This window comes from Bradyrhizobium embrapense (genome assembly GCF_001189235.2).
GTDB lineage: Bacteria > Pseudomonadota > Alphaproteobacteria > Rhizobiales > Xanthobacteraceae > Bradyrhizobium > Bradyrhizobium embrapense.
On record NZ_LFIP02000001.1, the window covers coordinates 1489391 to 1501033 of the forward strand.

12 protein-coding genes are annotated in these 11643 nt (G+C 64.7%); 8 read left to right on the plus strand and 4 right to left on the minus strand.

All coding sequences use genetic code 11. The features are described 5' to 3' along the window. Positions 1 to 201: 201 nt before the first annotated feature. Entirely contained in the window at positions 202 to 981 is a 780-nt protein-coding gene (locus AKN83_RS07090) for an enoyl-CoA hydratase-related protein (protein ID WP_050406760.1), read from the plus strand. Between the two features lie 100 nt (positions 982 to 1081). Here AKN83_RS07090 and AKN83_RS07095 read toward each other — a convergent pair whose 3' ends face one another. From AKN83_RS07095 to AKN83_RS07105, 3 genes are read right to left on the minus strand one after another with little or no spacing between them, the layout of a single operon-like run. Beyond that, positions 1082 to 1456, minus strand: coding sequence for a DUF6285 domain-containing protein (locus AKN83_RS07095; RefSeq protein ID WP_050406761.1), 375 nt, complete (start codon positions 1454 to 1456; stop codon positions 1082 to 1084). A gap of 1 nt (position 1457) precedes the next feature. Further along, a complete protein-coding gene (locus AKN83_RS07100; protein WP_050406762.1) occupies positions 1458 to 2444 on the minus strand; it encodes a phosphotransferase family protein in 987 nt (328 codons plus the stop codon). After that, positions 2441 to 3235 carry an enoyl-CoA hydratase/isomerase gene (locus AKN83_RS07105; RefSeq protein WP_050406763.1) on the minus strand — a complete coding sequence of 265 codons (795 nt, stop codon included), beginning with the start codon at positions 3233 to 3235 and terminating at the stop codon, positions 2441 to 2443. The genes AKN83_RS07100 and AKN83_RS07105 overlap by 4 nt, the downstream gene beginning before the upstream one ends. A gap of 163 nt (positions 3236 to 3398) precedes the next feature. Here AKN83_RS07105 and AKN83_RS07110 point away from each other — a divergent pair, with 163 nt between their 5' ends. The 5 genes from AKN83_RS07110 to AKN83_RS07130 all read left to right on the plus strand — a co-directional run bounded on the left by AKN83_RS07110 (position 3399) and on the right by AKN83_RS07130 (position 7355). Continuing rightward, positions 3399 to 4181 carry an SDR family NAD(P)-dependent oxidoreductase gene (locus AKN83_RS07110; protein WP_050406764.1) on the plus strand — a complete coding sequence of 261 codons (783 nt, stop codon included), beginning with the start codon at positions 3399 to 3401 and terminating at the stop codon, positions 4179 to 4181. Between the two features lie 170 nt (positions 4182 to 4351). Next, positions 4352 to 4729 (plus strand): VOC family protein, encoded by a 378-nt coding sequence (locus AKN83_RS07115; RefSeq protein WP_050406765.1) that lies wholly within the window; start codon positions 4352 to 4354, stop codon positions 4727 to 4729. A gap of 174 nt (positions 4730 to 4903) precedes the next feature. Continuing rightward, a complete protein-coding gene (locus AKN83_RS07120; protein WP_018270539.1) occupies positions 4904 to 6178 on the plus strand; it encodes an acyl-CoA dehydrogenase family protein in 1275 nt (424 codons plus the stop codon). 274 nt (positions 6179 to 6452) lie between these two features. Continuing rightward, positions 6453 to 7070 carry a flavin reductase family protein gene (locus AKN83_RS07125; RefSeq protein ID WP_050406767.1) on the plus strand — a complete coding sequence of 206 codons (618 nt, stop codon included), beginning with the start codon at positions 6453 to 6455 and terminating at the stop codon, positions 7068 to 7070. Between the two features lie 9 nt (positions 7071 to 7079). Beyond that, positions 7080 to 7355: a GNAT family N-acetyltransferase gene (locus AKN83_RS07130; RefSeq protein WP_050406768.1), complete on the plus strand. Its 276-nt coding sequence runs from the start codon at positions 7080 to 7082 to the stop codon at positions 7353 to 7355. 124 nt (positions 7356 to 7479) lie between these two features. Here the strand turns inward: AKN83_RS07130 and yghU are convergent, their stop codons facing one another. Beyond that, positions 7480 to 8358 carry a glutathione-dependent disulfide-bond oxidoreductase gene (gene yghU / locus AKN83_RS07135; RefSeq protein ID WP_050406797.1) on the minus strand — a complete coding sequence of 293 codons (879 nt, stop codon included), beginning with the start codon at positions 8356 to 8358 and terminating at the stop codon, positions 7480 to 7482. A 278-nt stretch (positions 8359 to 8636) separates the two neighbouring features. Between yghU and AKN83_RS07140 the strand changes: the two genes are divergently transcribed. Beyond that, positions 8637 to 9770 (plus strand): nitronate monooxygenase, encoded by a 1134-nt coding sequence (locus AKN83_RS07140; RefSeq protein WP_050406769.1) that lies wholly within the window; start codon positions 8637 to 8639, stop codon positions 9768 to 9770. A gap of 149 nt (positions 9771 to 9919) precedes the next feature. Continuing rightward, complete coding sequence (locus tag AKN83_RS07145; protein ID WP_172803498.1) at positions 9920 to 11431, plus strand: acetyl-CoA acetyltransferase; 1512 nt, start codon at positions 9920 to 9922, stop codon at positions 11429 to 11431. Positions 11432 to 11643 lie beyond the last annotated feature (212 nt).

Sequence of the window (11643 nt, forward strand, 5' to 3'; positions counted from 1 at the left end):
CTTGTTGATTCTGGTTTTGCGTTTAGGCGCTATCGCGCAGCCGCGTTCGGATCGATTAAGGTGAGAAGCAGGCCGCCAAGTCAAGCAGGGCGGTGAGGCTTGCGCGCGCGGTGGCGTTGCGTAATTGGATGGCGCGGAACGAAGCGCTGGCGCTAGGATAGTGGCCATATTCTTCGCTGCAGAAAATCGACGGGAGCAAACATGGATCTGAAATTCTCCAAGGTGACGCGCAAGGGTCCCATCACCATCGTGACGCTGTCGCGGCCCGAGGTTTATAACGCGCTGCATATCGACGCGCATTTCGAGCTCAACAAGGTGTTCGACGACTTCTCGGCCGATCCCGAGCAGTGGGTCGCGATCGTCACCGGCGCCGGCGACAAGGCGTTCTGCGCCGGCAACGACCTGAAATGGCAGGCCGCGGGCGGCAAGCGCGGCTGGGACAAGGGCGGCTTCGCCGGGCTGACCACCCGCTTCGACTGCGACAAGCCGATCATCGCCGCCGTCAACGGCGTCGCGATGGGCGGCGGCTTCGAGGTCGCGCTGGCCTGCGACCTGATCATCGCCTCGGAGAATGCGACCTTCGCTTTGCCCGAACCGCGCGTCGGCCTCGCCGCGCTCGCCGGCGGCCTGCAGCGGCTGCCGCGCCAGATCGGGCTGAAACGCGCCATGGGCATGATCCTGACCGCGCGCCATGTCAGCGCCAAGGAAGGCCTCGAGCTCGGCTTCGTCAACGAGGTGGTGCCGCAGGGCGAGGCGCTGGCTGCCGCCGAGCGCTGGGCCGAAACCATCGCCAAGAACTCGCCGATGTCGATCCGCGCTTCGAAGCAGGCGATCCAGAAAGGCCTCGAAGTCTCGCTCGAGCAGGCGCTGGCCGAGCAGCGCGAGTATCCGGCGGTGAAGGCGATGGCCGCCTCGCAGGATTACATCGAGGGCCCGAAGGCATTTTCGGAGAAGCGCCCGCCGAAATGGCTGGGGCGGTAGCGCCTTCGCCATTGCGAGCGAAACGAAGCAATCCATCGCACAGCTTGCGGAGATATGGATTGCTTCGTCGCTTCGCTCCTCGCAACGACGACGGCACACCCTACTTCGTCCCCAACTCCCTCTTGTAGGACGCGTAGTTCGGCTGATCGACCGCGAGCTTGTCCATCGTGGTCTGCCAGAGATGCTCCGGCAGACCCGGCGTTGTCAGATCGACCTCGCCGCTCGCGATCTTTTCCGACAGCGCGCGGTTGAGCTCCATCAGCGTGCCATCGGCACCGAGCAGCGCCTTGAGCCGCGCGGCCTCGGTCGTGTCACCGGCTTGGGCAAGCGCGAGTTGCCGCGTCACCAGATCGAGCGCGTTGATGCCGACGCGCAGCTTGAAGCCGTTGTGCCCCTTGATCGCGGGTGCGATCTCGTTGCGCAGGAAATCGGCGACGGCCTTGATCAGTTCGGTGGGTGTCGGTTCGTCCTGCATCTTACTTGCCTCGCGGCGCTAACAATCTGAGCAGATCGATCTCGGTCTCCGAGGCGCGCCGCCCGATCATCGCGCGCTCCATCGAATGATCCGGCCCGAGGCGGAAGCGCTGCATCATCCCGCAGCACATCACGCCCCAGCGTAGCGTTCCCATCACTTCCCAGAACATCACGCGGTCGGGGTCGACCTTGCGGCCGGCCTCCGCGTAGCCCGCGAACAAATCCTCGCGCGTGCCGAAGCCACCGACCGGCTTGTCGATCTCGCCGAAGCGCCACGAATTGACGCAGATCCAGCCGATATCCTCCATCGGATCGCCGGTATGCGCGAGCTCCCAGTCGAGCACTGCGCGCACCCCGTCGGGACCGATAATCAGATTGCCGTGGCGGAAATCGCCATGCACCAGCGTCACCTCCGAGGACGGACCGGGATCGTGATCGCGCAGCCAGCGCAGCGCCAATTCGAACACCGGGCGCGGCCAGTTGAAGCTCTGATACTCGCGGGCAAGATCCTCGATCTCCTTGGTCGCCGTCAGGCTGCGCAGTTGCGGCAGTTTTGCCTGCGGCAGGCCATGAATGCCGGCGATGACGCGGCCGAGCTGGCGCGCCAGCATCGGCCGCGCCTTGGCAAATTCCTCGTCACGCAAAATTTTCCGCGCGATAGTCTCGCCTTCGACCCGCGCCATGATGAAGCCGCGGCCAAGGCCGTCTTCCGGCGTCAAGACATGCATCACCTTCGGCGACGGCAGGCCCGCGTCATGCGCGAGCTGCATCAACGTGGCCTCGGCATCGAGGCCGGCGGCGCGGCCTGGCGCCGCACCGTAGCCCGGCGGCGCCCGGCGCAGGATCGCACCGACATTGCCGCTCGGGTGCACGATGTCGAACGTCCAGGTCTCCTGGCTGGCGCCGCCGGAGAGCTTGGCGGCGCCGGTGACGCCGGTCGCGCCAGGATGAAACGAGGCGACGCAGCGGGTGAGTTCGGGCTCGATCATTTGCCCGTGAACTTCGCCGGCCGCTTCTCGAGGAACGCGGTGACGCCTTCCTTGAAATCCTCGGCACGGCCCGCGATCCGCTGCGACTCGAATTCCAGATTGAGCTGATCCTCGAGGGTGTTTTCCGGGCTGTCCCAATAGAGCTTGCGGATCAGCGACAGTGCCACCGTCGGGCCGTTGGCCAGATCATGCGCGAGCTTCATGGTTTCATCCATCAGCGCGCCGTCGTCATAAACGCGGTTGACGAGACCCCATTCCAGCGCCTTCTCGGCCGGCAGCCGCTCGCCGAGCAGCGATAGCTCGACCGAACGCGCCTTGCCGATCAGCCGCGGCAGCAGCCAGGTCGAGCCGCAATCCGGCACCAGGCCGATGCGGCGGAACGCCTGCAGGAAATACGACGAGCGCGCGCACAGGATGAGGTCGCCCATCAATGCGAAGCTCATGCCGGCGCCGGCGGCCGGACCGTTCACCGCCGTCACGATCGGACAGTGCAGCTTACGCAATCGGCGCAGGAACGGGTGGAATGCGGTCTCCAGTGCCGCACCGGCGTTGCTCTTGCCAGGCTTCTGCTGCTGGTTGCGACCCTGCAGATTGGCGCCGGTGCAGAAGGCGCGGCCCGCGCCCGTGATCACCAGGCAGCGCACCTCGTCGCGCTTGTCGTCGATCGCATCGAGCGCCTCGGCAAGGCCGCCCAGCATGTCGATCGAGACCGCGTTCATGACTTCCTGATGGTCGAGCTTGAGGATCGCGACCGATCCGTCGAAGTCGAGCGTGACGTGCTTGAACTGCATGATTTCCTCTTTGCGTTGCCTCGGCGGTTGGTACCGCGGTAGGTCGATGGGTCCACCCATGTTTGGACCCATATTTGATTTTTGTGCCTGGCTTGTCCATGGTCGGCGTCAAGCCCATCCGTGAACGCGTGATTAGCGCGCAGCAAACCAAATGGAAACCCCAATGAGTGGCATCTTCGATCTCACCGGCCGCGTCGCTGTCATCACCGGCGGCAATGGCGGCATCGGCCTCGGCATCGCGCAGGCGCTCAACGCCGCCGGCTGCAACGTCGCGATCTGGGGCCGCAACGCGGAAAAAAACGCCAACGCCGCGGCCTCGATGAAGGCCGGACCCGGCAAGGTCGCAACCCAATTCTGCGACGTCAGCGATCCCGGCTCGGTCAAAACCGCGATGAAGGCGACGCTCGACACCTTCGGCCGCGTCGACGGCTGCTTTGCCAATGCCGGCATCGGCGGTGGCGGACGCCGCTCCTTCATCGACCGCACCGAGGAGGAATGGCGCAAGATGTTCGCGACCAATCTCGACGGCGTGTTTCACGTATTCCAGGCTGCGGCACGCCACATGACCGAGCGCTCCGAAGCCGGCGACAAGTTCGGCCGGCTGGTCGCGACCTCGAGCCTCGCCTCGCTGTTCGGCACGGCGCGCAACGAGCACTATGCCGGCACCAAGGCCGCGCTGAATGCGCTGTGCCGCGCGCTCGGCGTCGAGCTCGCCCGCCACGGCGTCACCGCGAACGCGATCCTGCCCGGCTGGATCAAGAGCGACATGACAGCAGGCATCATGGCCAACGACAAGTTCGTCGCCAACGTGATGCCCCGCATCCCGGTGCGGCGCTTCGGCGAGCCGAGCGACTTCGGCGGCATCGCGGTGTATCTGATGAGCAAGGCGTCGTCCTATCATACGGCGGACTGCTTCGTGATCGACGGCGGGTACACAGCGTTCTGAGGCGCAGCGACCGCTACACTCCCTGCCGTCGTCCGGCGAGTGTGTTGCGTGGTCTGTGCGTCATACATCCACGCGACGCCGCGTCGCTTCCGTCGCGACAGAACTGCTGCTAGCGTTCGCGCTGTAAGGACGCACAAAGCGGCTTTCAACAAGCAGGGAGGATATTTCAGATGTTTTCACACGTGATGGTTGGCACCAACGATCTGGACAAGGCCAAGGCGTTCTATGACGCGCTGCTTGGCACGCTCGATGTCCGGCCGGCCCGGGTCGACGGTCACCGCATCATGTATTTGACCAAGGCCGGCATTTTCATGGTTTCCAAGCCGATCAACGGCGAGCCGGCAACGCACGCCAATGGCGGCACGATCGGCTTTGCCTGCTCGTCGCCGGAGCAGGTCGAGGCCTGGCACGCGGCCGGCGTCGCCAATGGCGGCAAGCCCTGCGAGGACCCGCCGGGCGTGCGCGAGGGAGGCGGCATCAAGCTCTACCTCGCCTATTTGCGCGACCTCGACGGCAACAAGATCTGCGCGATGCATCGGATGACATGACCGGTATCGGCCGGGACCTGTCACACTGTCGGCGGCGGCGTTCAAACAACGTTTGAAACGCCGTCGCCAAATTCCGCGATGCGGTAGAGATGTCGGGAAAATCGGTGCTCGCGCTTCGCGCCGCACGCGTCTATTGTCCGCCGCGAAACGCGCCTTCGCGAGGGAGAAAAGTCAATGAAGCATGCCTATGTGCCGCGCACCACGAACTACACGCTCAATCCGGGCGACGAGCTCAATGACCTCCGGATGTCGGACAAGGTCCGCCCGCTCTACGATCATGTGAAGCAGTTCATCCGCGACACCGTCGACCCGATGTCGGTCGAGTTCTATCGCGCCGGCGAAAAGAAGACCAACCGCTGGAGCTTCACGGACGAGCAGCTCGCGATCCTGCAGAAGGCCAAGGACAAGGCGAAGGAAGTCGGCCTCTGGAACTTCTTCCTGCCCGACGCCGAAACCGGCGAAGGCCTCAACAACCTCGACTACGCCTACATCGCCGCCGAGCTCGGCAAGAGCCCGCTGGCTTCCGAGACGATGAATTGCTCGGCGCCGGACACCGGCAACATGGAAGTGCTGGAGCGCGTCGGCACCAAGGCGCAGAAGGAAAAGTGGCTCAAGCCGCTGCTCAACGGCGAGATCCGCTCGGCCTATGCGATGACCGAGCCGAACGTCGCCTCCTCCGACGCCAAGAACATCTCGACCACGGCAAAGCTGGTCGGCGACGAGTGGGTGATCAACGGCGAGAAGTATTACATCTCCGGTGCCGGCGATCCGCGCTGCAAGATCATGATCGTGATGGTGAAGACCAATCCCGACGCGGCGCCGAGCAAGCAGCAGTCGCAGATCCTGGTGCCGATCGACACCCCCGGTGTCGAGATCCTCGGCCCGATGCACGTGTTCGGCCACGACCATGCGCCGCGCGGCCACATGCATCTGCGCTTCAACAATTGCAAGGTGCCGAAGGAGAACATGCTGCTCGGCGAAGGCCGCGGCTTCGAGATCTCGCAGGTCCGCCTCGGACCGGGCCGCATCCATCACTGCATGCGCACCATCGGCAAGGCCGAGAAGGCGCTCGACATGATGGTGCAGCGTGGCCTGACCCGCGAAGCGTTCGGCAAGAAGATCGCCCATCTCGGCGGCAACATGCAGATCATCGCCCAGGCGCGCTGTGAGATCGAGGCGATGCGGCTGATGGTGCTGAAGGCCGCCAAGGCGATGGACGTGCTCGGCAACAAGGAAGCCCGGGTCTGGGTCTCGATGGTCAAGGCCATGGTTCCCGAGCGCGCCTGCAAGGTGATCGACCAGGCGATCCAGATGCACGGCGCCACCGGCATCTCGCAGTGGTCCCCGCTTGGCGAAATGTACCAGGACGTCCGCCATCTGCGCTTCGCCGACGGTCCGGACGAGGTGCACTGGATGGTGGTCGGCCGCCACGAGCTGAGCATGCCGTAGTTTCAACTCCTCCCTCTCCCCGCTTTTTGCGGGGAGAGGGCTAAGGTGACGGGCGCACGGCCAAAATATCGAAAACAACCCCATGCACAGTAGCCGGCGGCGCGCCGGCATTCGACATGGCAGCTTGACTCGTCGGGCAAATCAGCGGCATAATTCTATTATTCGGAAGTTATCGTAAGGCGGGTTGGCGCAGGCGTAACCCGCCTTTTACTTTGCGGCCCGTTAGCTGCGGGTTACGCTTCGCTACCCACCCACCAGAATTCCGGACAACCGCATGGAATACGCACCAAGCGACCTCACCCAGCGCGAATGCTACAAGGTGCTGACCTCCTTCGTGCTGCCGCGGCCGATCGCCTGGGTGACGAGCCTCGGCGCGGATGGCGTGGTCAATGCGGCGCCGTTCTCGTTCTTCAACGTGTTCTGCGAGGACCCACCGCTCTGCATGTTCGCGGTCAACCGCAGGCCCGACGGCCGCGAGAAGGACACGCTGGTCAATATCCAGCGCTTGGGCGAGTTCGTTGTCAATCTGACCGACGAGCCATTGGCGCGCGCGATGCACGAGACCTCGGGCGACTTCCCGCCCGAGATCGGCGAGCCCGACTATCTCGGCCTCAAGCTCGCGCCCGCGCGCAAGATCGCGGTGCCCCGGCTCGCCGACGCGCCGTTCGCGATGGAATGCAAGACCTGGAAGCTGATCGACGTCAATGGCGACCGCCAGCTGGTCATGGGCGAAGGCATTCACTTCCACATCCGCGACGAATTGTGGGACCGTGATGCGATGCGCGTCCACATGGAGCGTTACCATCCGATCGGCCGCATGTTTGCGGATCGCTACTGCCGCACCGACGACCGCGTGGTGTTTCCCGCGGCCGAGGGCGCAAAGAGGAAATAGGACAAGACAATGAGCGAAGCATTCCGCGACAACCCGGCACAGAGCCGGTTCGAACTCTCGGTCGATGGCGCAACCGCCTTCGTGGTCTACCGCAAGACGCCGGATACCATCACGCTGGTTCACACCGAGGTGCCGCCGGAGCTCGGCGGGCGCGGCATCGGCTCCAAGCTCGCCCGCGCCACGCTGGATGCGGTGCGCGGGCAGAACATCAAGCTCGTCGTGAAGTGCGAGTTCATCCAGGGCTTCATGAAGAAGCATCCGGAGTACAACGATCTGCTGGGATAGGCGTGGGGCGGGTTAGCGAAGCGTAACCCGCCGATCTTTGTGAGGGCACACGCTGGCGGATTACGCCTTCCGCCTTCGCTCGTTGAGCTACGGCGGACGTGGTCGGCTAATCCGCCCTACGCAGCTACGACGCCGCCTGCTCGCCGATCTTGTCCTGCGTCCTGGTCTCGAAATCGCTGGCGTCATGGCGCTCGTGCAACTGGCTCGACGGCTCGCCCCAGGTGCGATTGACCATGCGGCCGCGCTTCACCGCGGGTCGTGCCGCGATCGCATCGGTCCAGCGCTGCACGTTCTTGTAGTCCTGCACCGAGAGGAATTCGCCGCCGCCGTAGAGCAGGCCCTTGGCGAGGCTGCCGTACCACGGCCACACCGCCATGTCGGCGATGGTGTAGACGTCGCCGGCGAGATATTCGTTGTCGGCGAGCCTGCGGTCGAGCACGTCGAGCTGGCGCTTGACCTCCATTGCGAAGCGATCGATGGCATATTCGATCTTGGTCGGCGCATAGGCATAGAAATGTCCGAAGCCGCCGCCGAGATAGGGCGCTGAGCCCATTTGCCAGAACAGCCAGGAGAAGGTTTCGGCGCGGGTCTTGACGTCGGTCGGCAGGAACGCGCCGAACTTTTCCGCGAGGTACACCAGGATCGAACCCGATTCGAACACCCGGATCGGCTCCTTCCCGCTGCGGTCCATCAGCGCCGGAATCTTGGAATTCGGATTGACCGCGACGAAGCCGCTGCCGAACTGGTTGCCGTCGATCTTGATCAGCCAGGCATCGTACTCCGCGCCCTTGTGGCCCGCCGCCAGCAGCTCTTCCAGCATCACGGTGACCTTGACGCCGTTCGGCGTCGCCAGCGAGTAGAGTTGCAGCGGATGACGGCCGACCGGCAGCTCCTTGTCATGGGTCGGACCGGCAATCGGCCGGTTGATGCTGGCGAAGCGCCCGCCGCTCTCCTTGTTCCAGGTCCAGACTTTCGGCGGCTCGTAGGCAGGGGTGTCAGTCACGTCGTTGGCTCCCGGTTCATGTTCTTCCAAGGTGGCGCGGCGGCCGCCGGGCCCATCCCCATGTCCGCACTAGATGGTGCGCACGCTCGGCTTTGCCCACCCCGCCGGATCGCATTTTCTACCTTGCGGAATGCACTGAGAGCGATGCAGCCAGGCAGCGCCTGCACGCAAGATCGCCGTTGCCGAAACCCGCTTGGCTTCGCTGACCGCGATGCGCTAGCGTTGCAGGGGCTGATGCCAACAAGCACAAGAAGCAGCCGCCGGGAGAAAACCAGTCCATGAAATCACCGATCTGCGACATGCTGGGAATTGAATTCCCCCTGCTCGCTTTCAGCCATTGCCGCGACGTGGTGGCGGCGGTCAGCCGCGCCGGCGGCTTCGGCGTATTCGGCGCGACCCGGTATCTGCCGGAGACGCTGGAGCAGGAACTGAAATGGATCGACGATCACGTCGACGGCAAGCCCTACGGCATCGACGTGCTGATCCCCGAGAACATCTCGACCGCGGGTGAAAAGAACGTCACCTGGAAGAGCCTGGAGAAGCGCGTCTCCCAGGAGCATCGCGATTTCACCCGCAATCTCCTGAAGAAATACAACATCGAGCTCACGACGCAGAGCGTCGCCGACAACCAGCCGCAGCCGTTCGATGCCGAGACCGCGCTGCAATTGCTCGAGGTCTCCTTCCGCCATCCGATCCGGCTGATCGCCAACGCGCTCGGCGTGCCGCCGAAGGCGATGATCGAGATGGGTCGCAAGCACGGCGTGCCGGTGGCGGCGCTGGTCGGCTCCAAGGAACACGCGTTGCGCCAGGTCGCGGCCGGTGTCGACATCCTCGTCGCGCAAGGCACCGAGGCCGGCGGCCATTGCGGCGAAGTCTCGACCATGGTGCTGGTGCCCGAGGTGATCAAGGCGGTCAAAAAGATCCGCGACGTACCGGTGCTCGCCGCCGGCGGCATCATGACCGGCAGCCAGATGGCAGCCTGCATGGCGATGGGCGCGGCCGGCGCCTGGACCGGCTCGGTGTGGCTTGCGACCGTGGAGTCGGAGACCTCGGAGATATTCCGCGAGAAGATGATCGCGGCCTCCTCGCGCGACGCGATCCGCTCGAAGGGCCGCACCGGCAAGCCGGCGCGGCAGCTCCGCTCGGTCTGGACCGACGCCTGGGACCGGTCGCCGGACAGCCCCGGCGCGCTGCCGATGCCGCTGCAAAGCATCATCAGCCGCGATGCCTTCAACGCCATCGACCGCGCCGCTGAGGCCGGCAACGAGAAGGCGCGCGACCTAGTCAGCTATTTCGTCGGCCAGGGTGTCGGCCTGGTCGACAGCGTCAAATCGGCAGGCGCCGTGGTGCAGGAATTCAAGGAAGATTTCGTCGAGGCCGTCGAGCACATGAACGCGCTGGTGGCGGAGTGATCGAATACGTGGACCTCCCCGTCCTTGCGAGGAGCAAAGCGACGAAGCAATCCGCCTATGCCCGTGTGGAGATGTGGATTGCTTCGCTTCGCTCGCAATGACGCCTAGAACAACCATCGAGTCCAATACCGCAGAGTGAAATAACAAGAATGTCGAACAGCATCCCCGAAGACCGCATTCCCGTCATCATCGGTGTCGGCGAGGTCGTCGATCGTCCGAAGGACATCGCCGCCGGCCTCGAGCCGCTCACCTTGCTGGAAGAGGCGCTGAAGCGCGCCGAGGCCGACAGCGGCGCAAAATTGCTCTCCGATGTGCAGTCGCTCGACGTCGTCAACTTCCTGAGCTGGCGCTACCGCGATCCGGAGAAGCAGCTCGCGCAGCGGCTCGGCATCGCGCCCGCGCATCTCTATTACGGCCCGGTCGGCGGCGAGAGCCCGATCCGCTATTTGCACGAGGCGGCGCAGCGCATCGCGCGCGGCGAATGCAGTGTTGCCGCGGTGTGCGGCGCGGAGGCGCAATCGACCGCGACCAAGGCTCAGCGCGCCGGCGTCGAGTTGCCGTGGACGCCGTTCGCCCATGACGTGGAGGAGCCGAAGCGCGGCGCCGCGTTCCAGAAGCCGCTTGCGGTTGCGCTCGGCGTGTTCCGGCCGATCACGGTCTACCCGCTCTATGAGTCCGCAACCTCGGCGCATTGGGGCCAGACGCCGCGCGAGGCGCTGAAAGAGTCGGGCGAGTTGTGGTCGACCTATGCACGCGTTGCCGCCGACAATCCGAACTCCTGGCTGAAGAAGCGCTTCACCGGCGACGAGATCACCACCGCGACCCCGGACAACCGGATGATCGCCTGGCCCTACACCAAGTTGATGGTGGCGAACCCGACGGTGAACATGGGCGGCGCGCTGATCCTGACGAGCCTTGCGAAAGCCCGCGCCGCCGGCGTGCCCGAGGACAAGCTGATCTATCCGCTCGGCGGCGCTTCGGCGGAAGAGCCGCGCGACTATCTGATCCGCGACCAGTTCGTCGAGAGCCACGCGCAGAATGCGGTGCTGAAGGCGGTGATGGACCTCGTCGGCGGCGACGGCAGGAAGTTCGACGCGATCGAGCTCTATAGCTGCTTCCCCTGCGTGCCGAAGATGGCGCGCCGGACGCTCGGCCTCGGCGCCGACGTGCAGCCGACCGTGACCGGCGGTCTGACGTTCTTCGGCGCGCCGCTCAACACCTACATGACGCATTCGGCCTGCGCGATGGTGCGCAAGCTGCGCGGCGGCGGCACGCTCGGCCTGCTCTACGGCCAGGGCGGCTTCGTCACCAAACACCATGGCCTCGTGCTGTCACGCGCGGCGCCGACCGCGGCACTCGAGCAGGACACGAGCGTGCAGGCGGAGGCCGATCGCAACCGCCGCAACGTGCCCGACTTTACCGCCGATGCAGCGGGAAAAGGCAAGGTCGAGGCCTTCACCGTGATCTATCGCGCCACTGGCGAGGTCGAGCACGGCGTCACCGTGCTGCGCGCCGAAGACGGCCGCCGCACGCTCGGCCGCATCCCCGCGAGCGACACGGCGACATTGGGATATCTGCAGGACCTCGACCGCACGCCGGTCGGCAGCACTGGCGACATCGTCACTGCGAGTGACGGCGTGCTGGAATGGCGGGTGGGTTAAAGCATGATCCGGAAAAGTGCGAAGCGGTTTTCCGAAAAGATCATGCTCAAACAAGGAGCTAAAGCGCGAAGGTGATTCGACCGAATCTCATCGCGCTTTAGCAGTTCTCCCTCGCCCCGCTCTTGCGCGGAGAGGGGCTGCTTCGGCGAGTTCTGAACATGGTTAGACCTGTACCACCTCACCCGGATCGCATCTGACGATGCGATCCGACC

Coding starts and splice junctions, on each gene's coding strand:
- AKN83_RS07120 (WP_018270539.1), top strand. CDS start 4,904: ATGAAGCATGCCTATGTGCCGCGCACCACGAACTACACGCTCAATCCG.
- AKN83_RS07115 (WP_050406765.1), top strand. CDS start 4,352: ATGTTTTCACACGTGATGGTTGGCACCAACGATCTGGACAAGGCCAAG.
- AKN83_RS07090 (WP_050406760.1), top strand. CDS start 202: ATGGATCTGAAATTCTCCAAGGTGACGCGCAAGGGTCCCATCACCATC.
- AKN83_RS07105 (WP_050406763.1), bottom strand. CDS start 3,235: ATGCAGTTCAAGCACGTCACGCTCGACTTCGACGGATCGGTCGCGATC.
- AKN83_RS07110 (WP_050406764.1), top strand. CDS start 3,399: ATGAGTGGCATCTTCGATCTCACCGGCCGCGTCGCTGTCATCACCGGC.
- AKN83_RS07130 (WP_050406768.1), top strand. CDS start 7,080: ATGAGCGAAGCATTCCGCGACAACCCGGCACAGAGCCGGTTCGAACTC.
- AKN83_RS07125 (WP_050406767.1), top strand. CDS start 6,453: ATGGAATACGCACCAAGCGACCTCACCCAGCGCGAATGCTACAAGGTG.
- AKN83_RS07095 (WP_050406761.1), bottom strand. CDS start 1,456: ATGCAGGACGAACCGACACCCACCGAACTGATCAAGGCCGTCGCCGAT.
- AKN83_RS07100 (WP_050406762.1), bottom strand. CDS start 2,444: ATGATCGAGCCCGAACTCACCCGCTGCGTCGCCTCGTTTCATCCTGGC.
- AKN83_RS07145 (WP_172803498.1), top strand. CDS start 9,920: ATGTCGAACAGCATCCCCGAAGACCGCATTCCCGTCATCATCGGTGTC.
- AKN83_RS07140 (WP_050406769.1), top strand. CDS start 8,637: ATGAAATCACCGATCTGCGACATGCTGGGAATTGAATTCCCCCTGCTC.